Below are 24683 nucleotides of genomic sequence, written 5' to 3'. Positions count from 1 at the left end.
GTCCTTCAGGGCTGTTTGTTGCGGGTTGGGTGAACGACGTGCAGAAAGTGTTCGGCAACGTCGAGCATACGGTTGGCAAAACCCCATTCGTTGTCGAACCAGGCCAGCAGGTTTACCAGGCGGGGCCCGGAAACACGCGTCTGGCTGGCATCGACGATCGCCGAATGTGGGTCATGGTTGAAATCACAGCTGGCGTGCGGCAGCTCGGTGTAAGCCAGCAAGCCTTTAAGCGGACCTTCCAGCGCAGCCTCGCGCAGCACTCGGTTGACTTCGGCCGCACTGGTGTCGCGGGCAGTCTGCAGGGTGATGTCCAGGCACGAGACGTTGACGGTCGGTACACGTACCGCTTTGGCCTGGATTCGCCCGGCAAGTTCCGGAAGCAGGCGCTCGATGCCACGCGCCAGGCCAGTGGACACAGGAATCACCGACTGGAAGGCCGAACGCGTGCGGCGCAGGTCTTCGTGGTGATAGGCATCGATCACCGGCTGGTCGTTCATCGCCGAGTGGATGGTGGTGATCTGCACATATTCGATGCCGAACGCCTGGTCCAGCACACGCAGCAGCGGCACGCCGCAGTTGGTGGTGCACGAGGCGTTGGACACCAGGCGCTCGCTGCCGGTAAGGCAGGCCTGGTTGATGCCGTAGACCACCGTGGCGTCAACGTCGGCCTCGCTGGCCATGGGCTGCGAGAACAGCACCCTTGGCGCACCGGCGTCGAGGAAACGCTGGCCATCGGCACGGGTGTTATAGGCACCGGAGCACTCCAGCACCAGGTCGATGCCCAGCGCAGCCCAGTCGATGCCTTCGGGGGTGGCACTACGCATTACCTTCACGCAATCGCCATTGATGTGCAGACAGTCGCCGTCGACCTTGACCTCGCCGGGAAAACGCCCGTGGGTGGAGTCGAAGCGTGTCAGGTATTCCAGGCTGGCCTGATCGGCCAGATCGTTCAGCGCGACGATCTCGAAACCGGCCTTTGCCCCCCGCTCGAACAGCGCGCGCAGGACACAGCGGCCGATACGGCCATAACCGTTGAGTGCAACTTTGTAGGGACGCGGGTGGGGCATTGGTTGGCTCGCTAACGCATGATGGCTTTGGGGCCGCGTTGCGGCCCATCGCGACGCAAGGCCGCTCCCACAGGGACCGCGCCATCCGGAGGACAGCACCGTTTCTGTGGGAGCGGCCTTGCGTCGCGATGGAGGGCAAAGCCCTCCCCTTGCACGACCTGGAGGGCGTCACTGCCCTCCATTTGTTACATCAGTCTTCCAGCAGCTCTTCGGCAGTACCGAGGATGTTCTCCAGGGTGAAGCCGAACGCTTCGAACAATGCCGAAGCCGGCGCCGACTCACCGTAGGTGGTCATGCCGATGATACGACCTTCCAGGCCGACGTACTTGTACCAGAAGTCAGCGTGGGCAGCTTCGATGGCGATGCGCGCACCGACTTCCAGCGGCAGCACGGACTGCTTGTAGGCAGCGTCCTGGGCATCGAACACGCTGGTGCACGGCATGGAAACCACGCGCACCTTGCGGCCTTGCTCGGTCAGCTTGTCGAAGGCCTGAACAGCCAGGCCCACTTCGGAACCGGTGGCGATCAGAATCAGTTCAGGCTCGCCGGCGCAGTCCTTGAGCACATAGCCACCGCGGCTGATGTCGGCGATCTGCTGGGCATTGCGGTCCTGGTGCTGCAGGTTCTGGCGCGAGAAGATCAGCGCCGATGGGCCGTCCTTGCGCTCCAGGGCGTTTTTCCAGGACACGGCGGATTCCACCGCGTCGGCCGGGCGCCAGGTGTCCAGGTTCGGGGTGCTGCGCAGGCTGGTCAGCTGCTCGATCGGCTGGTGCGTCGGGCCGTCTTCGCCCAGACCGATGGAGTCGTGGGTGTACACGTGGATCACGCGCTGCTTCATCAGGGCCGACATGCGCACGGCGTTGCGGGCGTATTCCATGAACATCAGGAAGGTCGCGCCGTAAGGCACCAGGCCACCGTGCAGGGCAACGCCGTTCATGATGGCGGTCATGCCGAACTCGCGCACGCCGTAGAACACGTAGTTGCCGCTGGCGTCATTGGCTTCGACGCCCTTGCAACCTTTCCACAGGGTCAGGTTGGAGCCGGCCAGGTCAGCCGAACCGCCGAGGAACTCGGGCAGCAGCGGGCCGAAGGCGTTCAGGGCGTTCTGGCTGGCCTTGCGGCTGGCGATGGTTTCGCCTTTGGCAGCCACTTCGTTGATGTAGGCCTGGGCCTTTTCGCTGAAGTCGGCCGGCAGCTCGCCGCTGGCACGGCGCTTGAACTCGGCAGCCAGCTCCGGGTAGGCCTTGGCGTAGGCGTCGAAGCGCTGGTTCCACTCGGCTTCAACCTTGGCACCGGCGGCCTTGGCATCCCACTCGGCGTAGATGTCGGCCGGGATTTCGAACGGGCCGTGGTTCCAGTTCAGGGCCTGGCGGGTCAGGGCGATTTCGTCGTTGCCCAGCGGGGCGCCGTGGCAGTCTTCCTTGCCCTGCTTGTTCGGCGAACCGAAACCGATGGTGGTCTTGCAGCAGATCAGGGTCGGGCGATCGCTCTTGCGGGCGGTCTCGATGGCCATCTTGATTTCTTCGGCATCGTGGCCGTCGACGTTGCGGATCACCTGCCAGTTGTAGGCTTCGAAGCGCGCCGGGGTGTTGTCGGTGAACCAGCCGTGCACTTCGCCGTCGATGGAGATGCCGTTGTCGTCATAGAAGGCGATCAGCTTGTTCAGGCCCAGGGTGCCGGCCAGCGAGGCGACTTCATGGGAGATGCCTTCCATCATGCAGCCGTCGCCGAGGAACACATAGGTGTTGTGGTCGACGATGGTGTGGCCGTCACGGTTGAACTGGGCAGCCAGTACTTTTTCGGCCAGGGCGAAGCCCACGGCGTTGGCGATACCCTGGCCGAGCGGGCCGGTGGTGGTTTCAACGCCTGGGGTGTAGCCGTACTCCGGGTGGCCCGGGGTGCGGCTGTGCAGTTGGCGGAAGCCTTTGATGTCATCGATGGTGACGTCGTAGCCGGTCAGGTGCAGCAGCGAGTAGATCAGCATCGAACCGTGGCCGTTGGACAGCACGAAGCGGTCACGGTCGGCGAAGCTCGGGTTGCTCGGGTTGTGCTTCAGGTAGTCGCGCCAAAGCACTTCGGCGATATCCGCCATGCCCATGGGGGCACCTGGGTGGCCGCTGTTGGCCTTTTGCACGGCATCCATGCTGAGGGCACGAATGGCGTTGGCACGTTCACGACGGCTGGGCATCGCTGATCTCCTAGGGGGCTTGAATAGGTGGTGTCACGAAAAAGGCGGCCATTTTCGCCCACTGGGGGCGCTTGGGGCAAACATTTAAGCGCCAAGCGCCAGCTTTAAGCCGCAACTGAAGAAGCAGAGCGCGACTCGGGGCGCCCCAAAGCGTGTCACTGAGGCTTTCGGCTTACAGCTCATCGCCAATATCAAAACTTTTTGATATTGGCCTTGCTAGGGCATCGATGCCTGTCTAGACTGCCGCCCCATGAACCTCCGTGCGCAATCGATCCCCGAGCAACGCGAAACATTGGCCGCCCTGTGCAAAGCCAGTGGCGATGCGTTGCGCCTGAACGTATTGCGCGCACTGGCCAACGACTCGTTCGGCGTGCTGGAGCTGGCGCAGATCTTCGACATCGGCCAGTCGGGCATGAGCCATCATCTCAAGGTGCTGGCTCAGGCCGACCTCGTGGCAACCCGCCGCGAAGGCAACGCCATCTTCTACCGCCGTGCCCTGCCCGATGGCCTGCGCCTGGGGGGGCGGCTGCACGCGGCGCTACTCGAAGAAGTCGACGACCTGGCCCTGCCGCCCGATGTGCAGGCGCGCATAGCCCATGTACAGCAGCGCCGGGCGGCCACCAGTCAGGACTTCTTCCTGCGCGTGGAAGAGAAGTTCCGTGCCCAGCAGGACCTGATCGCCGGCCTTCCGCAGTACCGCGACAGCCTGCTGGCGCTACTCGACAAACTGCATTTCGACCCGGCCGCCAGCGCGCTGGAAGTCGGGCCCGGCGACGGTGGCTTCCTGCCCGACCTGGCCCGGCGCTTCGCCCAGGTCACCGCCCTGGACAACAGCCCTACCATGCTCGAGCTTGCGCGCCAGGTGTGCCAGCGCGAAGGGCTCGACAACGTGAACCTGCAGTTGGCCGATGCACTGGGTGCAACGGATCTGGCCGCCGACTGCGTTGTGCTGAACATGGTGCTGCACCATTTCAGCGACCCGGCCTTGGCCTTGCGCCAGCTGGCCAAACGGGTGAAGGCAGGCGGCAGCCTGCTGGTCACCGAACTGTGCAGCCATGACCAGGGGTGGGCGCGCGAAGCCTGCGGCGACCTCTGGCTGGGCTTCGAACAGGACGACCTGGCGCGCTGGGCCAACGCTGCCGGGCTGGCCCATGCGGACAGCCTGTACGTGGGCTTGCGTAACGGTTTCCAGATCCAGGTCCGCCATTTTCAGCGGACGGCTGGCGACATACACCATCGGTAAATTTCAGGAACCTTCGAGATGAGCGAATACTCCCTTTTCACCTCCGAGTCCGTGTCCGAAGGGCATCCGGACAAGATCGCCGACCAGATTTCGGACGCTGTCCTTGATGCCATCATCGCCCAGGACAAATACGCCCGCGTAGCCTGCGAAACCCTGGTCAAGACCGGTGTCGCCATCATCGCCGGCGAAGTCACCACGTCGGCCTGGGTCGACCTGGAAGACCTGGTGCGCAAAGTCATCATCGACATCGGCTACAACAGCTCCGACGTCGGCTTCGACGGCGCCACCTGCGCCGTGATGAACATCATCGGCAAACAGTCGGTAGACATCGCCCAGGGCGTGGACCGCTCCAAGCCGGAAGACCAGGGCGCCGGTGACCAGGGCCTGATGTTCGGCTACGCCAGCAACGAAACCGAAGTCCTGATGCCTGCACCGATCTGCTTCTCGCACCGTCTGGTAGAACGCCAGGCCGAGGCGCGCAAGTCCGGCCTGCTGCCATGGCTGCGCCCGGACGCCAAGTCGCAGGTCACCTGCCGCTACGAGAACGGCAAAGTGGTCGGTATCGACGCCGTGGTGCTGTCGACCCAGCACAACCCGGAGGTTTCGCAGAAAGACCTGCAAGAAGCCGTGATGGAGCTGATCGTCAAGCACACCCTGCCGGCCGAACTGCTGCACAAGGGCACCCAGTACCACATCAACCCGACCGGCAACTTCATCATCGGTGGCCCGGTGGGTGACTGTGGCCTGACCGGCCGCAAGATCATCGTCGACTCCTACGGCGGCATGGCCCGCCACGGTGGTGGTGCGTTCTCCGGCAAGGACCCGTCCAAGGTCGACCGCTCCGCCGCCTACGCCGGCCGCTACGTGGCCAAGAACATCGTCGCCGCCGGCCTGGCCGAGCGTTGCGAGATCCAGGTGTCGTACGCCATCGGCGTGGCCCAGCCGACCTCCATCTCGATCAACACCTTCGGCACCGGCAAGGTCTCCGACGACAAGATCATCCAGCTGGTGCGTGAGTGCTTCGACCTGCGTCCATACGCCATCACCACCATGCTCGACCTGCTGCACCCGATGTATCAGGAAACCGCTGCCTACGGCCACTTCGGCCGCACACCGCAGCAGAAGACTGTCGGCGACGACACCTTCACCACCTTCACCTGGGAGCGCACCGACCGCGCCCAGTCGCTGCGTGACGCTGCCGGCCTGTAAGCCTCCTACAGCGCCAGACGAAAGCCCCTGCCGAGCGATCGGCAGGGGCTTTTTTATATTGCGTGTCCCGTCCTGAATAAGGTTTACACCTCCCATCCCGAATTTCCGGAGAGTCTGATGGAGCAAGGTGTAAAGCGCACACAGCGTGATTACTCACTGTCTTTTAAATTGGCGGTGGTTGATCAGATAGAAAAAGGCGAACTGACCTACAAGCAGGCCCAGATGCGGTATGGCATCCAGGGTCGCTCGACGGTTCTGGTATGGTTGCGTAAGCACGGTCGGCAGGATTGGAGCCAGGGGGCCTCGATCCGCGACGAGAGGAGCTGCGCGATGTCTGACCCCAAAACGCTCACTCCAGAGCAGCGGATCAAAGAGCTTGAGCAGCAGCTTGAGCTGATGAGCCAGAAGGCCCAATTCTTTGAGACGGTCGTTGATGTTCTGAAAAATGACTATGGTGTCTCGGTCGTAAAAAAGCGATCCGGCAAGTCCTCACGCAAGGTCAAGTCGCAGGACTGAGCATTGCCAGGGCTTGTCAGTTTCTAGGCATCAGTCGACAGGCTTACTACAAACGCAATCGAGTTGCTGATGGCAAAGAACGCCAGGCAGACCGGGTGGTTGAGTTTGTACAGCAGATCCGGATACGCCAGCCTCGTCTGGGCACACGCAAGCTGCACTATCTGCTGCATTGCCAACCTGACAGACGATTCCAGGTCGGCCGAGATAGGCTGTTCCAGGTCTTGGGAGAGCGCCGTTTGCTAGTGCTGCCTAAGCGGGCCTATCACAAGACAACACAAAGCTTTCATCGCTTCTACCGCCATCCCAATTTACTCAAACCCGGCCCAAGTCAGATCGTTCCGACAAGGCCGGAGCACGTCTGGGTTGCCGACATTACTTACCTGCCCGCACGCAAGGGCCCGCTGTACCTGAGCCTGGTAACGGATGCGTACTCCAGGAAGATTGTTGGCCACCACGTCCATGAAAGCCTGCATGCCGAGTCAGTGGCGCAAGCCTTCAAGCAGGCATTACGAAAGCGCCGTCGTCGCCAGCCATTAGTCCACCATTCGGATCGAGGAATCCAATATTGCTCGGCGCTATACCAGTCACTACATCAACGGCACGGCGTTCAGTGCTCCATGACTGATGGGTATGACTGCTACCAGAACGCGCTGGCCGAGCGAATCAACGGAATCCTCAAGATGGAGCTGCTGTTGAGTAGCCCTGAAGATCTGGAACAAGCGAGGCAGATGGTTGACGAGGCAGTGCAGATTTACAATACAGAACGGCCTCATATGGCCCTGAAAAACAAAACGCCCGATGCGGTGCATCGGGCGTTTTGAGGCCTGTGGCCTACCTGAACAGGTGTAAACCTATTTCAGGACTAGACAGCGCGCAGCAATCTGACCCCAAATGCTGGATTAAATCCTGAATGGGGTCGAGCGCTGCTTTTCAACGCTGAGCGAGAAATACGACAAGCGACAGGCACATGCAAGTATCAAAGATCAGGGAGACGTGTTGGCGAGACGAGCCTTATAAGTGTGCGTAGCGGCACCTGATAAAAATGCTAGTTGTGGTGAATTTTTTCGGTGCGTAGAGTAAAAAAGCTTCTGCAGTTCTTCTACTTCTGGAGGTTGCCATGAACAAACACGAGCTGATTTTGCCTAATGAATGGCTGGTACATGCTGTCGAAATTAACCTTTTAGCTTACGACTCCTCCCGGGAGGGCCATCAAGATCTTCTGTTCCTTTTCGCAACCGACAAAGATGGCACAGCACATGAATTCACCGTGACGGCGCCAGCGATGCGGTACGTGGCAATGGAGGCATACAATGCTCTTAAAACCGGCTCGGTAGATGAAGTCGTGTTACGCATTACGGATATCGATAACCATCTGTACGCGCTATATATTTGATAGTTAAAGTTTTGCAGATCGCGCCCTAGAATGTGGCGTAACAGAACCAGCCAAATGTACCCTGCGGACGAAAGACGATGGTCATCGTGGTCCTTGGCTAATATTGAGTTTGCGGCCTTAAACTTAACGGAGAAAACCACGATGACCAAGCCCACTATCGCATTGAATGAGTGGGTTTTATAAAGCGGCAGACGCTGGCCTTTCTCACGCATTGACGTGGTCGTCGAAAACAACTTCCACCACTTCACCTGTATCACTCAGTCACGCCCAAATAAAAAATGGGCGTATGTTTTGAAAATTGGGTGGCTGCCAGGAGTTCGCCACAGCAGTCCCAGCGCCTGTGAGATCGAGCGCCACCTCAATCCTCAAGACAGCCCCTCGGACATATCACCTGACAACCTCGCACTTCACCCACCGCACTACCTGACTACGCTGAGGACTCACCCCGCCAAGCAAGGATGCTGGCCATGCCGCTGATGCTGTTACTAACTCTGATGCTGTTGCTAAACGCCCCCCAGGCCTGGGCCACCTCATGCCCCGACTGGACCCCGCAACAGGCCAAGGCCGAAGTTGCGCAACTGCGCGCCACGCTTGCCCGATGGGACGAGCACTACCATCGCCAGGGTGTTGCCCTGGTCGCCGATGAACTGTACGACCAAAGCCGCGAGCGCCTGAACCACCTGCAGCAGTGCTTCGCGGTTGGCACCAGCCCCTCCCCCCTGGCCAGCGCTCGCGGCCCGGTCCCCCACCCCGTGCCGCATACCGGCGTTGACAAGCTGGCAGACCGCCAGGCCGTGGCGCGATGGATGGCCGGCAAGAGCGGCGTGTGGGTACAGCCCAAGGTCGACGGCGTAGCCGTTTCCCTCACCTACCAACAGGGCCGATTGGTGCAGCTGACCAGCCGGGGGGACGGTGTACACGGCCATGACTGGAGCCGACACATCCCACAGCTCGGCGCTGTCACCCGGCAGTTGCCCGAGGCGGTGGACCTGCACTTGCAAGGTGAGCTGTATCTGCGCCTGGACGAACATGTGCAAGCCAAGGCAGGCAGCGCCAACGCCCGGGGTACCGTGGCAGGGCTGCTCGCACGCAAGCAACTGACCGGCGCACAAGGCAACGCTATCGGCCTGTTCGTGTGGGGCTGGCCGCACGGCCCCGAGCAACAGGCCGAACGCCTCGCCCAGCTGGCACGGCTGGGGTTTCCGGACAGCCAGCTTTACAGCATCGCCATCGACACGCTGGAGGATGCAGCACACTGGCGCGAGCACTGGTATCGCTCTGCTCTGCCCTTCGCCACCGACGGTGTAATCCTGCGCCAGGGCAGCCGACCACCTGCCGAGCGCTGGCAGGCCAAGGCGCCCTACTGGATCGCGGCCTGGAAGTATCCCTATGCACAAGCCTTGGCCGAAGTACGCGACGTGCGCTTTCGGGTTGGCCGCACCGGCAGGGTCACGCCCGTGTTGCACTTGCTGCCGGTAACCCTGGACGACCGACGGATTACCCAGGTAAGCCTGGGTTCGCTGGCGCGCTGGCACACCCTCGACATCCGCCCCGGCGACCAGGTGGCCATCAGCCTGGCCGGGCTGACCATTCCACGCCTGGAGCAAGTGGTGCATCGCACGGTCGAACGCCAGGCGGTCGCCGCGCCTGCGCCCGACCGCTATCATGCCCACAGCTGCTGGCAAGCCAGCGAGGGCTGTGATGAGCAGTTCATTGCCCGCCTCACCTGGCTTGGCGGTAAACAGGGCCTGGCCTTGCCCCGCACCGGGCCCGGCACATGGCGTCGGCTGGTCGAAGCTGGCTTGGTAACGTCCATGACCGATTGGCTGCAGCTCGATGCCGAGCGCCTGCAGCAGGCCCCCGGCATCAGCAGACTCACCGCGGCACACCTGCTGGGCAGTTTCGACGAAGCCCGCTCACGCCCCTTCGATCAATGGCTGCGCGCCCTTGGCGTGCCCATTGGCAAGCATTTGCCACTGGCTGGCGACTGGCAGGCGCTGGCTTCACGCAGCGCCGGGCAATGGCAAACCGTGCCCGGCATCGGCGCAAAACGCTCGCGCCAACTTGTGGAATTTTTCGCAGCCTCCGAGGTGCAAGCCATTGCCGCACAGTTGGCCGAAGCCGGCATAGAAGGTTTCCGGACCCCACCCCAGCGCATTGAGCAATGATTTTTTACCAAATAGTGCGTAGGAAAAACCCGAGACTCCGGCAGAAAACCTCATCAAGGGTTTCTAAATGGGCAAAACCAAGGCAGGATTTCCCCCAACTTTTGCTGCCCCGCCCCGTTAGGGAGGCTTTTCATGAAACGTATTTCGACTCTTTTCCTGCTCGCAACACTGGGCCTGGCCGCGGGTACTACTCAGGCTGCCCAGCCGGATGCCGGCCTGACCGGTTGTGCCGCCAAGCGCAGCGCCATCGAAAACCAGCTGAAAATTGCCCGTGACCACGGTAACAGCGACCAGGTTGCAGGGCTGGAGGAAGCCCTGCGCGGTGTGGACAACTGCACCGACGCCAGCCTGCGCAAGGAACGTGAGCAGAAGGTGCTCGATGCGCGTCACGAAGTGGCGCAGCGGGAAAAGGACTTGAAGAAGGCAGAGAAGAAAGGCGACGCCGAGAAGATCAACAAGCGCAAGGACAAGCTGGCCGAGTCGCGTAAAGAGCTGCAGGAAGCGGTCGACGATCTCGACCGCTAAGGCATCTGGCCGGCAAGCCTGGTCTTTGTGGGAGCGGCCTTGTGTCGCGATAGGGCCGCGCGACGGCTCCAGCTATGCATGCATTTTTGCTGAAATCCCGGGGCCGCTGAGCGGCCCTATCGCGACACAAGGCCGCTCCCACAGGAATTTGTACAAGCCCCGAAGGTTTGCGCAAGCACAGCCATTCAATGATTACGAAATTCGCTATGACAGGCCTTGCACGCAGCCTCGACCTTGTCCATCGGTGCCTTCAGTTGCGCAGCATCCAGTGGCTGATTGCGGGTGGCATCAACCAGTTCGCCGGTGACGCCTTCAAGCTGCCGAGCCAGGTCATGAAACCGCGCCTGGCGCTCCCACACGTCGGCGCGGGCGGCGCTGTCACCACCATCGCGCGCCTGTGGGAAATGCTGCCACGGCTGATGCGACAGGCTGTCCAGCTTCAGCGCACCGTCGGCAAACTTTACCCCGTCGAACGGCAACCGGCCACGCAGCATGCCCCCCAGGTCTTCGCTGGTCTTGAGCATGTCCTTGAAGATCACCTTGCGTTTACCCAGCGGCGAGTTCGGGTCAACCCGGTCACACCCCGTCAAAGCCCCTACCAGGGCAAGTGCAGCCAGCAGAACAACGGTCAATCGCTTCAACATCACGCTCACTTCGGCCTACGCAAATGGGCGGCCAGTATCGCTGCCACTGGGCCAAACACCAATAGCCACATAAAAGACAGGGGCGAACCTTCATGTTCGCTCATGACAGGAATGCACACATGAAATCTGCCCTGCGCCACCTGGCCTGGACACTGCCGGTGCTGGCTTTGCTGGCCGGCTGCAACGGCGGCGAGAGCGCCAAGCCCGAGCCCCACGCTGTCGCCACCTATGCCCCGACCACTTGGAAAGACTTGCCGGCGGTCAGCGATGAAGACCTGCTGGCCGGCTTTTATGCATGGCGCAACGGCTGCGAAAAACTCAAGCGCGACCCGGTGTGGGCCGCCACCTGCGAAGCGGCCGGCAGCGCCACAGCCAGCGCCGCCCAAGTGCGTACCTTCCTTGAACAGAACCTGCAGGTGTACGGCCTGCGCTCTGCAGAGAACAATGCCAACGGCCTGATTACCGGCTACTACGAGCCGGTCTACCCTGGCAGCCTGAGCCAATCGGCAACCAACCATGTGGCGGTCTACGGCATCCCTGATGACATGATCGTGGTCGACCTGGCCAGCGTGTACCCCGAACTGAAGGGCAAACGCCTGCGCGGCCGTCTGGAGGGTCGGGTGCTCAAGCCCTATGACACGGCCGAGGTCATCAACCGTAACGGCGTCCAGGCACCGGTGCTGGCCTGGCTGACCGACCCGATGGACCTGCAGTTCCTGCAGATCCAGGGTTCTGGCCGGGTGCAACTGGAAGACGGCCGTCAACTGCGCCTGGGCTACGCCGACCAGAACGGCCACCCCTATCGGCCGATCGGCCGCTGGCTGGTGGAGCAGGGTCAGCTGAAAAAAGAAGACGTGAGCATGGGCGCCATTCATGCCTGGGCCCAGGCCAACCCGCAGCGCGTACCAGAGCTGCTGGCCAGCAACCCCAGCTACGTATTCTTCAGCACCCGCCCGGACAGCAACGAAGGCCCGCGCGGCTCGCTGAACGTACCGCTTACCGCCGGCTACAGCGTGGCCATCGACCGCAAGGTGATTCCCCTGGGCAGCTTGTTGTGGCTGTCTACCACACGCCCGGACGGCTCGCCGGTGGTACGACCGGTTGGCGCGCAAGACACCGGCGGAGCGATTACCGGCGAAGTGCGTGCCGACCTGTTCTGGGGCACTGGGCCGGAAGCCGGCGAACTGGCCGGGAACATGAAGCAGCAAGGGCAGATCTGGATGCTGTGGCCCAAGGGCCAGCCACTGCCTGAGGTGCCCAAGGTACCTTGACCGTTGCTGCCTTCTTCGCGGGAGCTGCCCGCGAAGAAGGCCACTCGGTTTCAGATGGAAACCACGAAGAACGACACGATCAGTGCCAAACCGGCAAGCCACACCAGCGACCGCAAGGCAGCCCAGTCGGCCAGGTAGCAGATGATGTAAAGCAAGCGGCTGGTGATATACATCACCCCCAGTACATCCTGGGTCACCTGCTCGGCATTGCCGACGATATCCGCCACAAGCACCGCCGCAGCAAATGCCGGAAACGCTTCGTAGCCATTCTGCTGCGCAGCATGGGCACGCCGTGGCAGGCCCGACAAGGTATCGAGGAAGGCTCGCGGATCGTGATTGTCCTTGAGGCCGAAGCGGCCGCTGCTCGCCTTGGCGATCAAGGCACAAAGCGGGTTCAACAGCAGGGCAATCAGGATGCACCACAGGGCAACAGTCATGGACAGGACTCCTTGTTCAGTCTTCAGGTCAAAGCTTCATTACCAGCATGCCGGCCAATACCAGCCCGCAAGCTAGGAGTCTCGGCCCGCCAAAAGGTTCTTTGAGGTAGCGCATACCCAGCAGCACCACCAGGATCACGCTCAATTCCCGCAGTGCCGCCGCTTCGGCCACAGACCCCAGGTGCATGGCCCACAGCACCAGGGCATAGCTGAACAATACGCAGAACCCTACCGCCAACCCAAGGCGCCATTGGGTTCGCCAGAACAGTACGAATGGCGCCCGCCGCGCTACGCTCGCCAACAACGGGAATTGCCAGGCGCTGAGCAGGGTCAGCCAGACCAGGTAATCCCACGGTTTGCCCCACAGGCGCACGGCCTGGCCGTCGAACCAGGTGTAGCAACCAATGCACAGGCCAATCAAGGCAACCACCGGCAGCATCGACCATGGTAGCCGGTCACCGCCGCCGCCCTGCCACAACAGGCAGGCCATGCCACAGGGGATCAACAGGATACCGATGATCTGCTGCTGGCTCAGCGATTCCCCGGCAAAGGCCAGGGTCAGCCCCAGCACCACCAACGGCGACAGCCCGCGCATCAGAGGATAGACCAGCCCCAGGTCGCCCACGCGGTAGGCCTGGATCAGCAAATAACGGTACAACTGCTCAGCCAGTGCCGAAGCAACCAACCAAGGCCAGATTTCAGCAGGCGGAACATCCACGAAGGGCACCGCCAGCACCGCGAAGGCCAGCGCTACCGTGTCCATGCTGGCGATGACCAGCAAGCGCTCGCCGCTGAATTTGATCAATGTATTCCAGGTTGCATGCAGCAGGGCGGCAACCAGCACCAGAGATGTTGCCAACACGCCTTCTTGTCCTTATGGCTTTTCATGGCTGTGAATATATAGCGTTCAGGGGGGCTTTGTGGGAGCGGGCATGCCCGCGAAGAATGCAACTCGGTGTATGGCACCGGCTTTGCCGGTGTTCGCGGGCACGCCCGCTCCCACAGGGTAACCAGTGCAGACTGTCACGGGAACGATTTGGACTAATTCGGTCAAACCCTGTGCCCCGAACCCCGTGCCAGGTCATCAAAGAACTGCCCGAGTCACTCGGGTAACGACTTGGAAGCCACTGTTACGGGATTCGGGATGCTTGAATTAGTTGCCGCGTTTATCTGCCTCACCACACTTCTGACCTATGTGAACTACCGTTTCATCGGCCTGCCCCCCGCCATCGGCGTGATGGTTACGGCGCTGCTGTTTTCCCTGATGTTGCAGGGCCTGAGCCTTATCGGCTTCCCTGGCCTGGAAGAACGCGTCGAAGGGCTGATGAACCAGATCGACTTCAACGACCTGCTCATGCACTGGATGCTGGCGTTCCTGCTGTTTGCCGGCGCCCTGCACGTCAACCTCAGCGACCTGCGCAGCTACCGCTGGCCGATCGGCCTACTGGCCACCTTGGGCGTGCTGATCGCCACCGTGGTCATCGGCTACCTCGCGCATTGGGTGTTTGCCCTGTTCGGCTGGCAGGTCCCCCTGATCTACTGCCTGCTGTTCGGTGCACTGATCTCACCAACCGACCCGATTGCCGTGCTTGGCGCGCTGCGTACTGCCAATGCGCCCAAACCGCTTAAAACCACCATCGTCGGCGAGTCACTGTTCAACGACGGCACGGCAGTCGTGGTATTCACCGTGTTGCTGGGCATCATCCAGCTGGGTGAAACACCGAGCATGACCGACACGGCGATCCTGTTCGCCCGCGAGGCCATTGGCGGCGTGGTGTTCGGTGGCCTGATCGGCTACGCCACCTACCGGATGATCAAGAGTGTCGAGCAGTACCAGGTGGAAGTCATGCTGACCCTGGCGTTGGTCATCGGTGGTTCGGCGATGTGCTACGAACTGCATGTGTCGGCACCGATCGCCATGGTGGTGGCTGGCCTGATCATCGGCAACCTGGGGCGCAACCTGGCGATGAATGACATGACCCGCCGTTACATGGACGGTTTCTGGGAACTGATCGACGACATGCTCAATGCGCTGCTGTTCGCATTGATCGGCCTGGAGCTGTTGCTGCTGCCGTTCAACTGGATGCACCTGGCGGCCGGCGGCGTGCTGGCGCTGGCAGTGCTGCTGTCGCGCCTGCTGACGGTGGCCCCGGCGATCGTGCTGCTGCGGCGCTGGCGCCCGGTGCCCAAAGGCACGGTGCGGGTGCTGACCTGGGGTGGCCTGCGCGGTGGCGTGTCGGTGGCACTTGCACTGTCGCTACCGCTGGGCGAGGAACGGGACCTGCTGCTGTCGATCACCTACATCGTGGTGTTGTCGTCGATTCTGGTGCAGGGGTTGAGCATTGGGCGCGTGGTGCGCAAGGTCAGCGCCCAGCCTTGAGAATGCCGGGGCCGCTTTGCGGCCCATTCGCGGGTAAACCCGCTCCTACAGGTTTGCGTACCCCTGGAGGAGCGGGTTCACCCGCGAAGAGGCCGGCACAGGCAACCAGAGTCTATTCGACTGCCGAATCCGGGAACTGGTCCTGCACATACTTGATCTCGGTGCGCCCATGGGCTGCCGGCAAGCCATCCTCACCCAGGTTGACGAACACCATCTTGTCGACAGTCAGAATGCTCTTGCGGGTGATCTTGTTACGCACTTCGCACTTGAGGGTGATCGAGGTGCGGCCGAACGCGGTAGCGGTGATGCCCAGCTCGATGATGTCACCCTGACGCGAAGCACTGACGAAGTTGATTTCCGACATGTACTTGGTCACCACACGCTGGTTGCCCAGCTGGACGATGGCGTAGATCGCCGCCTCTTCATCGATCCAGCGCAACAGGCTGCCACCGAACAGGGTGCCATTGGGGTTGAGGTCTTCGGGTTTAACCCACTTGCGGGTGTGAAAGTTCATCTGTACTCCTGACCTGCTTGGCTAACGTGTAGCAATGATGGCAGAGCGGCTGCCTTCGCTCCATTGAACATCGACTATCGTCGCGATTAATCGACGGAAAACCTTGGGCAAGCCGGCGGGGGCAGCTATAATCTGCGCCGTTTTACATGGTTGCCCACAGCGGTGCCATGCCCGCCACCTGTCCGAGGGGCGCTGCAGCAGGCTAGGCCTGTCAGGCTCGGATGGGGCGTTGCTCGCTCCCGCGAGCGCTTAACGCACAACGGCGCCCATTCGCACATTACGAATGGAGGCTCTCATGAGCGCTGCAAACATGCCTGCTGGTTTTACCGATTACAAAGTCGCCGACATCTCCCTGGCCGCCTGGGGCCGTCGCGAAACCATCATTGCCGAATCGGAAATGCCTGCGCTGATGGGCCTGCGTCGCAAGTACCTGGCCGAGCAACCGCTCAAGGGTGCGAAGATCCTGGGCTGCATCCACATGACCATCCAGACCGCCGTGCTGATCGAAACCCTGGTTGCCCTGGGTGCCGAAGTGCGCTGGTCGTCCTGCAACATCTTCTCGACTCAAGACCAGGCCGCCGCTTCGATCGCCGCCGCCGGTATCCCGGTGTTCGCCTGGAAAGGTGAAACCGAAGAAGAGTACGAGTGGTGCCTGGAGCAGACCATCCTGAAAGATGGCCAGCCATGGGACGCCAACATGATCCTCGACGACGGTGGTGACCTGACCGAACTGCTGCACAAGAAGTACCCGCAGGTACTGGACCGTGTGCACGGCGTGACCGAAGAGACCACCACCGGCGTACACCGCCTGCTGGACATGCTGGCCAAGGGCGAGCTGAAAGTCCCGGCGATCAACGTCAACGACTCGGTCACCAAGAGCAAGAACGACAACAAGTACGGCTGCCGTCACAGCCTGAACGATGCCATCAAGCGTGGTACCGACCACCTGCTGTCGGGCAAGCAGGCCCTGGTGATCGGCTACGGTGACGTGGGCAAGGGCTCGGCCCAGTCCCTGCGTCAGGAAGGCATGATCGTCAAGGTCTCCGAAGTTGACCCAATCTGCGCCATGCAGGCCTGCATGGACGGCTTCGAGCTGGTCTCGCCGTTCATCGACGGTATCAACGACGGCACCGAAGCCAGCATCGACAAGGCTCTGCTGGGCAAGATCGACCTGATCGTGACCACCACCGGTAACGTCAACGTCTGCGACGCCAACATGCTCAAGGCCCTGAAAAAGCGTGCCGTAGTCTGCAACATCGGCCACTTCGACAACGAGATCGACACCGCCTTCATGCGCAAGAACTGGGCCTGGGAAGAGGTCAAGCCGCAGGTTCACAAGATCCACCGTACCGGCGCTGGCAGCTTCGACCCGCAGAACGACGACTACCTGATCCTGCTGGCCGAAGGCCGCCTGGTCAACCTGGGCAACGCCACTGGCCACCCAAGCCGCATCATGGACGGCTCGTTCGCCAACCAGGTTCTGGCACAGATCTTCCTGTTCGAGCAGAAGTTCGCTGACCTGTCGGCCGAAAAGAAAGCCGAGCGCCTGACCGTTGAAGTACTGCCGAAGAAACTCGACGAAGAAGTGGCCCTGGAAATGGTCCGCGGCTTCGGCGGCGTGGTCACCCAGCTGACCAAGCAGCAAGCCGACTACATCGGCGTGACCGTCGAAGGCCCGTTCAAGCCGCACGCCTACCGCTACTAAGCGGCAAGCTTGAAGCTGCAAGTGGCAGGTAAAGGCATACCGTGCCGTTGCCACTTGCAGCTCCAGAAACACAGATCTTGAACGACGCCCAAGCCAGACCGGCCATCACCGATCTGGCTTTTACTTGCAGCTTGCCGCTAGACGCTTGTTGCCAGAGGAACGCCTGATGTCACAAGAACGCCGCTACAGTTTCGAGTTCTTCCCGACCAAGACCGACGCCGGTCACGAAAAGCTGATGGGCGTCGCCCGCCAGCTGGCCACCTATAACCCGGACTTCTTCTCCTGCACCTACGGTGCCGGTGGCTCGACCCGCGACCGCACGCTCAATACCGTGCTGCAGCTGGAAAGCGAAGTGAAGATACCTGCCGCGCCGCACCTGTCGTGCGTGGGCGACACCAAGGCCGAATTGCGCGCCCTGTTGGCCGAGTACAAGGCCGCCGGCATCAAACGCATCGTCGCCCTGCGCGGCGACCTGCCGTCGGGCATGGGCATGGCCAGTGGTGAACTGCGCTATGCCAGTGACCTGGTCGAGTTCATCCGCCAGGAAACCGCTGATCACTTCCACCTGGAAGTGGCTGCCTACCCGGAAATGCACCCGCAGGCGCGCAACTTCGAGGCGGACCTGGCCAACTTTGTGCACAAGGTCAAGGCCGGTGCCGACAGCGCCATCACCCAGTACTTCTTCAACGCCGACAGCTACTTCTACTTCGTCGAGCGTGCACAGAAGCTGGGCGTGGACATTCCGGTGGTGCCGGGCATCATGCCGATCACCAACTACAGCAAGCTGGCCCGCTTCTCCGATGCCTGTGGTGCCGAGATCCCGCGCTGGATCCGCAAGCAGCTGGAAGCCTATGCCGACGACACCGCCAGCATCCAGGCGTTCGGCGAAGAAGTGATTACCCGCATGTGCGAACAGCTGTTGCAAGGCGGCGCGCCGGGCCTGCACTTCTATACCTTGAACCAGGCTGAACCGAGCCTGGCGATCTGGAACAACCTGAAACTGCCGCGCTGAAATCTTTTGGCAAAGTCTGCTTAAGAAATGATTAAGGCTTTGGTCATAGACTAAAGCCTTATTCAATTTCGGGTTAAACAGGTCTCGCCTGCCATGCAGCACCCCCAACCTTCGCGCCCACAGCTTGTTTACCTGGCTTTTGGCTCGGCAACCTACCATCAGGAAGCCTGCTTCAGCATCGTCAGCGCCCTCGCCCAGTTGGGCAGCGCAGCCGGCGAGGCCATGGACATCCAGGTTTACACCGACAATGCGCAGCCCTACGCCAAGCTGCCCGTCACCGTCCACTTGCTGGACGAGGCCACGCGCCAGGCATGGAATGCCCCGCACGGTTATCACTTTCGCAGCAAGCATGTGCTGTTGCGCCAGGTACTGCAGCAACACCCGCTGGCAGTACTGATCGATACAGACACCTTCTTCCGCACTTCACCGTTGCACCTGTTCGCCCGTGTGGCGCCCAACCGCCTGCTGTGCAACGCCATCGGCACACGCTACGGCGCTGACCAGAAGTGCCTGTTGTACAAAAACCTGCTGACCCTTCTCGAGTCCCGGGGACTGGCCGACTGCCAGATGCCGCTCGTCAATTCCGGCGTTATCGGCCTCACTGCCGAGGACTGCGGCACCCTGGACCGCTCCATCGCCATGATGGACGAATTCTACCCCTTGGCTCGCGAGGCCTATACCCTTGAGGAGTTCTGCCTGGCAGTGGCGGCCTACCGCAACCTGGAGCTGGCCGAGTGTACCGATGTCATCCATCACTACTGGAGCCGGAAGGCGCAGTTCCGCGCCAAGATCCAGGCCTGGCTGCGCAAGCACGACCACGACCCACTCAGCCCTGCGGCCCTGGCCGACGTTGCGCGGGTCAACGACCAACTGCCGCGACCACCCACCCTGCACCGTCTGGGTTACAAAGCGCTGAGCCTGACCCTGCCCAGCCACGAGCGCCAGTTCGCCCGCGAATTGCTCTATGGCTGCTACCCCTACCCCAATGAGTTCGACCGCGCCTGCGCGTCCGCCTGGTGGGACAAGGCCCTGGAAAACCTCAATGACCGCTACGGCTACATGGAGCCCGAGCGGCTGCGTCAGTGCCTGCGCCATCCGGGGCTACGGCTATCGCTGGGCGAGCGGCGCAAGGATATCGAGGCGCATCTGCTGCGAACCACTCAAGCCTGATGTGCCCGCAAAATGGACTGCCCCCAAGAAGTTGGACACCAATCCAACCCTTGGGGGATCTATGGGTAAGTACACCGAGCAATTCAAGCTCACAGCGATCACAGCCTACCTGGATGGCAGCAACGGTTTCCGAAAGGTGGCTCAACACTTAGGTATCGATTTCAGCCTGCTTCGACGCTGGGTGGCCAGTTATCAGGCCAATAATGGCATTGGTCCAGGCTCGCATGGGCGGCGCTATACCAGTGATTTCAAACAGCAGGTGCTTAGCTATATGCACGAGCATCGGCTTTCGCTGCGCCAGACCGCTGCCCACTTTGGTCTTGGGCAGTCCTCTCAGATAGGCATTTGGCAGCGGCAGTACTACAGTGGCAGTCCTGCACCCTCTACTGCCATCAAGCCAAGAAAGCCAATCGACGTGTCGAAGAAGATCAAGCCTGCCAAACCCACCGATACCAATGATGATCAGAAGTCTCGAGATCAGCTGATGGCTGAACTTGAGTACCTGCGCATGGAGAATGCTGTCCTAAAGGAGCTCAAGGCTCTGCGCGAGGAAAAGGAACGAACACGCGGGGAAAAGTCCTGATCGTTTCCAAACTCAAGCGCAGATTTCCTTTGCCTGACCTCCTTCAACTGGTCGAGCTGGCGCGCAGCACCTTCTACTACCAGCTCAAAGCTCAGCAGAAGCCAGATCGGCATGCTGAGCTCAAGGCATTGGTGCATCGCGTCTACCACGAGCAGAAAGGGCTTTATGGTTATCGCCGTATCGCACTCGTAATCAGGAAGGAAAAGCGGGTGAACAAGAAGGTCATTGAACGGCTGATGGCTGAGCAGGGATTGAAATCAGTAGTGCGCCCCAAGAAATATCGCTCCTATCGAGGTACCGTCGGTAAAGTGGCAGCGAATGTACTGGAGCGAAATTTTATCGCTCAACGCCCAAACCAAAAGTGGGTGACTGACGTAACCGAGTTCAAAGTAGCTCAACAGAAGCTCTATCTGTCGCCCGTGATGGATTTGTACAACGGCGAAATCGTGGCCTACGAAATGGCCAGCCGCCCGTGCTATAGCCTGGTTGGGAACATGCTTGGCAAAGCGCTCGATTGCCTGGGAGAGAAACCGAAGCTCGTGCAGCATTCGGATCAGGGATGGCATTACCAGCAGGCGCAATACCGCCGTAAGCTAAGCGAATGTGGGGTAAAGCAGAGCATGTCTCGAAAAGGCAATTGCCTGGACAACGCGGCCATGGAAAGCTTCTTCGGCACGCTCAAGTCTGAGTTTTTCTACCTGAAGCGTTTCGAGAGCATTGATGAGCTGAGAGCGGGTCTGGATGAGTACATTCACTACTACAACCATGATCGCATCAAGCTGAGGCTCAATGGCCTGAGCCCTGTGGAGTACAGGGCTCAGGCTGCAGCTTAAAACTGTCCAACTTTTGGGGGGCAGTCCAAAATTCATTGTCTTGCGCGGCTTTGTGGGAGCGGGCGTGCCCGCGAAGAGAGTAACCCGATCGTTGGCACCGGCTTCGCCGGTGTTCGCGGGCACGCCCGCTCCCACATCGATCGTGCATGCCTTTACCGTACACCGGCCGAGCGCGTAATCTCCGGCCATGCCACATATCGCCCGTCTGTTCTGGATCCTCCTGCTCGTTTGCCTGAGCCCGTTGGCTCTGGGCGAACGCTTGCGCCTGGTAACCGACGACTGGGCACCTTATGTGTTTCAGCACAACGGCCAACCGCGCGGCATCGACTACGAAGTCGCCAGCCAGGTCTTCGCACGCCTCGGCGTCGAGGTGGAGTGGCAATTCCTGCCTTGGAAGCGCTGCTTGGCGATGGCTGAGCAGGGCCTTGCCGATGGCATTCTCGACATTTTCCAGACGGACGCGCGCCAACCCTACATGGTGTATGGCTCCGAACCCATGTCGGAAGTCGAATTCGTCCTGTTCCAAAGCCGCTCGCGCCGCCATGCCGTCACCCACCTGGACGACCTCGCCGGCCTCACCGTCGGCACATCGCCCGGCTACACCTACGGTAAAGCGTTCACCGAGGCCCCGCACTTCAAGCGCGAAGCCGCACCCACCCACGAAGCCAACTTCGGCAAGCTGGTGCTGGGCCGTATCGACCTGGCGATCACCGACCGCAGGGTCGGGCATTACCTGCTCCGCCAGCTCGGCCTGCAACAGCAAGTCGAAGAACTGCCGCTGGTAGTCAGCCGCCAGGCGCAGTATTTGGGCCTGGTGCGCAAGCCTGGGCGCGAGGCACTGGCCGTGGCCTTTGCCGAAGAGCTGCAGCGGTTCAAGCAGGAACCGGCCTACGCAGCGATCAGCAACCGCTATACAAGCGACACTGGAAACATTCTCAACGCCGTTGAGCAGCAGGAAAGCAGCACAGCGCGATAGCTCTGTTATACTCGGGCCTTCCCGCCCGGCTCACGCCCGGACGCTCGGCCTCGCAACAGGCATCCCGATCGGCACCGACGCCCCTTCGCGTCCAGCCTCCGTTTCCCGGATGTGCAGTGAAAGCCCAGCTGGACCGGACGCGATCGCATTTCACCGATGCCCGTCGCGCCAGGCAGAACATCCCAACGGGCCCAGCCCACACGAGAACAGGATCGCCCATGTCCTTTGCTTCCCTCGGTCTCTCCGAGGCTCTTGTCCGCGCTATCGAGGCTGCGGGCTACACCCAGCCGACCCCCGTGCAACAGCGGGCCATTCCCGCCGTGTTGCAAGGCCGCGACCTGATGGTTGCCGCACAGACAGGTACGGGTAAAACCGGCGGCTTCGCCCTGCCGATTCTCGAGCGCCTGTTCCCGGCCGGCCATCCCGACAAATCGCAGCGCCATGGCCCGCGCCAGCCTCGCGTACTGGTCCTGACACCGACCCGCGAACTGGCAGCCCAGGTGCATGACAGTTTCAAAGTCTATGCCCGTGACCTGCCACTGGTCAGCGCCTGCATCTTCGGCGGCGTTGGCATGAACCCGCAGATCCAGGCCATTGCCAAAGGCGTTGATGTGCTGGTCGCCTGCCCAGGCCGCCTGCTCGACCTGGCCGGGCAAGGCAAGGTCGACCTGGCCCACGTGGAAATCCTGGTACTTGATGAAGCCGATCGCATGCTCGACATGGGCTTCATCCACGACGTCAAGAAGGTGCTCGCCCGCCTGCCGGCCAAGCGGCAGAACCTGCTGTTCTCGGCCACCTTCTCCAAGGACATCACCGACCTCGCCGACAAGCTCCTGCACAACCCGGAGCGTATCGAGGTCACCCCGCCGAACACCACCGTCGAGCGTATCGAGCAGCGGGTGTACCGGCTGCCTGCCAGCCACAAGCGTGCCCTGCTGGCGCACCTGATCACCTTGGGCGCCTGGGAACAGGTGTTGGTGTTCACCCGAACCAAGCACGGTGCCAACCGCCTGGCCGAGTACCTGGAGAAGCAAGGCCTGACCGCCGCCGCGATCCACGGCAACAAGAGCCAGAACGCCCGCACCAAGGCTTTGGCCGATTTCAAGGCCAACAGCGTGCGCGTACTGGTCGCCACCGACATCGCTGCCCGCGGCCTGGACATCGACCAGTTGCCCCACGTTGTCAACTTCGAGCTGCCGAATGTCGAGGAAGACTACGTCCACCGCATTGGCCGTACCGGCCGTGCCGGTCGTTCGGGCGAAGCTATTTCCCTGGTCGCACCAGATGAAGAAAAGCTGCTCAAGAGCATCGAGCGGGTGACCAAGCAGCGCATCGCGGATGGCGACCTGATGGGCTTCGACGCCAGCCAGGTCGAAGCCGAGAAGCCTGAAACACGCGAGCGCCCGCAAAACAACGGCCGCGGTGGCCGCAACCAGCAAGCCCGCGGCGAAGGTGCCAAAGACAGCAACGGCGGCCGCAAGGACAAAGGCAAGGACAAAGGCAAAGCCAGGCAGCCAGCTGCGGCCAAGCCGGACGACAAGGAAAAGAGCGGCGACAAGCAGCAGCAGCCGCGCAAGCCGCGTGACAAGAAGCCACGCCCACAGCAGGCCAGCAATAACGGCGTGCCGAAACCGCCAGCAGACCGCGACCCGGAAGAGTTCCTGGACGACGAAGTCGATAACTTCGGTAACCGCGCCGACTATGTCAGTCCGTACCAGGGCAAGAACCAGGGCCGCAACCGCCGCCCAGGCGCTGCCGGCCAAGGTCAGGGGCAAGGCAATCGTCAACGCAGCAACGCTGGCGGCCAAGGCCAAGCCCGCAATGGCGGCCAGCCACGCAGTGGTGGCAGTGCCGGCGGAGAGAAACGCCCGCCCCGTGCCAACAACGGTGGCGGTGCCCGTCGTGATGGCGGCGGTGGCCGTGGTCGCCCCGCGCGTGACGATGCTGCCCGGCAAGAGCCGGCCGTGCGCAACCCGCGTCAGCCGGAAAAACAGCCAGTGATCATTCGCAAGGAGTCCAAACTGGACCGTTTCCCGACGCCTGAGCAACTGGATGACCTGCCAAGCCGCCCACGCGGTGAGCGCCCGGCGCTGCTGACCCGCAAGGGCTGATAGAAGTACCGAGGGGGCTGCTTCGCAGCCCTATCACGACACAAGGCCGCTCCTGCAGAGAATTTCTTGATCTCTGCAGGAGCGGCCTTGTGTCGTGATAGGGCCGCAAAGCGGCCCCCTCGGTTTTCAGCTGGCAGAAATTACTTCTGCTTCACACCTTCGACACTGATATCCAGGTCCAGGGTCTGCGAAGTAGCACCTGGGCCTTTGATGCCGAAGTCGTTCAGGTTCAGCGTGGTGGTGGCGTTGAAGCCAGCGCGCTCGCCACCCCATGGGTCCTTGCCTTCACCGTTGAAGGTAGCCTTGAACGTCACCGGTTTGGTGACACCGTGCATGGTCAGGTCGCCGGTCACGTCAGCCGTCTTGTCGCCAGTCGACTTGACGCTGGTGGAGACGAATTTGGCGTCCGGGTACTTCTTCACGTCGAGGAAGTCGGCGCTGGCGATGTGCTTGTCACGCTCGGCGTGGTTCGACCACAGGCTGGCAGTTTTCAAGTCGACGCTAATCTTGCTGGCTTCAGGCTTGGCACTGTCCCAGCTGAAGTTGCCGTCGAAATCCTTGAAAGTACCGTGGATAAAGCTGTAGCCCAGGTGGCTGATTTTCCAGTCAACGAACGCGTGCTGGCCTTCCTTGTCGATCTTGTACTCGGCAGCCATGGCCTGGCCAGCAGAGAGCAGAGCGGTACCGAGCGCCAGAGCGGCAAAAGTCTTTTTCAACATCCTGTTCCTTCCTGTGTAA

The 24683-nt window shown here is 61.4% G+C and carries 21 protein-coding genes and 1 riboswitch; of the genes, 14 read left to right on the top strand and 7 right to left on the bottom strand.

Features of this window, described 5'->3' with window-relative positions:
- Positions 1-5: 5 nt before the first annotated feature.
- On the bottom strand, positions 6-1067 hold the full coding sequence (gene epd / locus AA098_RS02180; protein WP_003249381.1) for an erythrose-4-phosphate dehydrogenase: 1062 nt from the start codon (positions 1065-1067) through the stop codon (positions 6-8).
- A gap of 190 nt (positions 1068-1257) precedes the next feature.
- Positions 1258-3255, bottom strand: coding sequence for a transketolase (gene tkt / locus AA098_RS02175; RefSeq protein ID WP_003249379.1), 1998 nt, complete (start codon positions 3253-3255; stop codon positions 1258-1260).
- 250 nt (positions 3256-3505) lie between these two features.
- On the opposite strand from tkt, the gene AA098_RS02170 reads away from it, so the two are divergent.
- From AA098_RS02170 to AA098_RS02140, 6 genes are all read left to right on the top strand, one after another.
- Positions 3506-4498: a metalloregulator ArsR/SmtB family transcription factor gene (locus tag AA098_RS02170; RefSeq protein WP_004576617.1), complete on the top strand. Its 993-nt coding sequence runs from the start codon at positions 3506-3508 to the stop codon at positions 4496-4498.
- 18 nt (positions 4499-4516) lie between these two features.
- Positions 4517-5707, top strand: coding sequence for a methionine adenosyltransferase (metK, locus tag AA098_RS02165; RefSeq protein ID WP_003249375.1), 1191 nt, complete (start codon positions 4517-4519; stop codon positions 5705-5707).
- 117 nt (positions 5708-5824) lie between these two features.
- Positions 5825-7044 (top strand): IS3 family transposase gene (locus tag AA098_RS27790; protein ID WP_156747497.1). Its coding sequence is split into 2 segments (ribosomal slippage): positions 5825-6173 and positions 6173-7044, totalling 1221 coding nucleotides; the frame shifts between segments, so codons are not numbered across the junction.
- Positions 7045-7340: 296 nt separating this feature from the next.
- Positions 7341-7616 (top strand): hypothetical protein, encoded by a 276-nt coding sequence (locus AA098_RS02150; protein ID WP_004576618.1) that lies wholly within the window; start codon positions 7341-7343, stop codon positions 7614-7616.
- Between the two features lie 467 nt (positions 7617-8083).
- Positions 8084-9784 (top strand): NAD-dependent DNA ligase LigB, encoded by a 1701-nt coding sequence (ligB, locus tag AA098_RS02145; RefSeq protein ID WP_004576619.1) that lies wholly within the window; start codon positions 8084-8086, stop codon positions 9782-9784.
- A 132-nt stretch (positions 9785-9916) separates the two neighbouring features.
- The gene (locus tag AA098_RS02140) at positions 9917-10309 is read left to right on the top strand and encodes a DUF1090 domain-containing protein (RefSeq protein ID WP_004576620.1); all 393 of its coding nucleotides are present in this window, start codon (positions 9917-9919) and stop codon (positions 10307-10309) included.
- Between the two features lie 185 nt (positions 10310-10494).
- Here the strand turns inward: AA098_RS02140 and AA098_RS02135 are convergent, their stop codons facing one another.
- Entirely contained in the window at positions 10495-10953 is a 459-nt protein-coding gene (locus tag AA098_RS02135; RefSeq protein ID WP_003249371.1) for a cytochrome c, read from the bottom strand.
- A 119-nt stretch (positions 10954-11072) separates the two neighbouring features.
- On the opposite strand from AA098_RS02135, the gene AA098_RS02130 reads away from it, so the two are divergent.
- Positions 11073-12224 carry a murein transglycosylase A gene (locus AA098_RS02130; RefSeq protein ID WP_064613776.1) on the top strand — a complete coding sequence of 384 codons (1152 nt, stop codon included), beginning with the start codon at positions 11073-11075 and terminating at the stop codon, positions 12222-12224.
- Positions 12225-12274: 50 nt separating this feature from the next.
- Here AA098_RS02130 and AA098_RS02125 read toward each other — a convergent pair whose 3' ends face one another.
- Positions 12275-12661 (bottom strand): MAPEG family protein, encoded by a 387-nt coding sequence (locus AA098_RS02125; RefSeq protein ID WP_003249368.1) that lies wholly within the window; start codon positions 12659-12661, stop codon positions 12275-12277.
- A 28-nt stretch (positions 12662-12689) separates the two neighbouring features.
- Entirely contained in the window at positions 12690-13523 is an 834-nt protein-coding gene (locus tag AA098_RS02120) for an EamA family transporter (protein ID WP_003249366.1), read from the bottom strand.
- Positions 13524-13805: 282 nt separating this feature from the next.
- Between AA098_RS02120 and AA098_RS02115 the strand changes: the two genes are divergently transcribed.
- Positions 13806-15041: a sodium:proton antiporter gene (locus AA098_RS02115; protein ID WP_012053901.1), complete on the top strand. Its 1236-nt coding sequence runs from the start codon at positions 13806-13808 to the stop codon at positions 15039-15041.
- A 112-nt stretch (positions 15042-15153) separates the two neighbouring features.
- On the opposite strand, the gene AA098_RS02110 is transcribed toward AA098_RS02115, so the two are convergent.
- Entirely contained in the window at positions 15154-15555 is a 402-nt protein-coding gene (locus tag AA098_RS02110) for an acyl-CoA thioesterase (protein ID WP_003249362.1), read from the bottom strand.
- A 178-nt stretch (positions 15556-15733) separates the two neighbouring features.
- A riboswitch (S-adenosyl-L-homocysteine riboswitch) is annotated at positions 15734-15830 on the top strand.
- A gap of 20 nt (positions 15831-15850) precedes the next feature.
- On the opposite strand from AA098_RS02110, the gene ahcY reads away from it, so the two are divergent.
- The 6 genes from ahcY to AA098_RS02075 all read left to right on the top strand — a co-directional run bounded on the left by ahcY (position 15851) and on the right by AA098_RS02075 (position 23945).
- A complete protein-coding gene (ahcY, locus tag AA098_RS02105) occupies positions 15851-17260 on the top strand; it encodes an adenosylhomocysteinase (RefSeq protein ID WP_003249358.1) in 1410 nt (469 codons plus the stop codon).
- Positions 17261-17426: 166 nt separating this feature from the next.
- The gene (gene metF, locus AA098_RS02100; protein ID WP_003249357.1) at positions 17427-18272 is read left to right on the top strand and encodes a methylenetetrahydrofolate reductase [NAD(P)H]; all 846 of its coding nucleotides are present in this window, start codon (positions 17427-17429) and stop codon (positions 18270-18272) included.
- A 93-nt stretch (positions 18273-18365) separates the two neighbouring features.
- A complete protein-coding gene (locus tag AA098_RS02095; protein WP_003249356.1) occupies positions 18366-19442 on the top strand; it encodes a hypothetical protein in 1077 nt (358 codons plus the stop codon).
- A gap of 61 nt (positions 19443-19503) precedes the next feature.
- Positions 19504-20858, top strand: a protein-coding gene (locus AA098_RS27780) for an IS3 family transposase (protein ID WP_177342662.1) whose coding sequence is annotated in 2 segments (ribosomal slippage) — positions 19504-20023 and positions 20023-20858 — 1356 coding nt in all. Because the reading frame shifts where the segments join, the coding sequence is not laid out codon by codon here.
- A gap of 187 nt (positions 20859-21045) precedes the next feature.
- Positions 21046-21834, top strand: coding sequence for an ABC transporter substrate-binding protein (locus tag AA098_RS02080; protein ID WP_003249354.1), 789 nt, complete (start codon positions 21046-21048; stop codon positions 21832-21834).
- Positions 21835-22052: 218 nt separating this feature from the next.
- A complete protein-coding gene (locus AA098_RS02075) occupies positions 22053-23945 on the top strand; it encodes a DEAD/DEAH box helicase (protein ID WP_064613773.1) in 1893 nt (630 codons plus the stop codon).
- Positions 23946-24085: 140 nt separating this feature from the next.
- On the opposite strand, the gene AA098_RS02070 is transcribed toward AA098_RS02075, so the two are convergent.
- Complete coding sequence (locus AA098_RS02070; RefSeq protein WP_003249350.1) at positions 24086-24664, bottom strand: YceI family protein; 579 nt, start codon at positions 24662-24664, stop codon at positions 24086-24088.
- Positions 24665-24683: the final 19 nt, after the last annotated feature.

Source organism: Pseudomonas sp. JY-Q, from assembly GCF_001655295.1.
GTDB lineage: Bacteria > Pseudomonadota > Gammaproteobacteria > Pseudomonadales > Pseudomonadaceae > Aquipseudomonas > Aquipseudomonas alloputida.
Note: the sequence above shows the minus strand (reverse complement) of the source record. Positions and strands in the feature narration are given on the sequence as shown.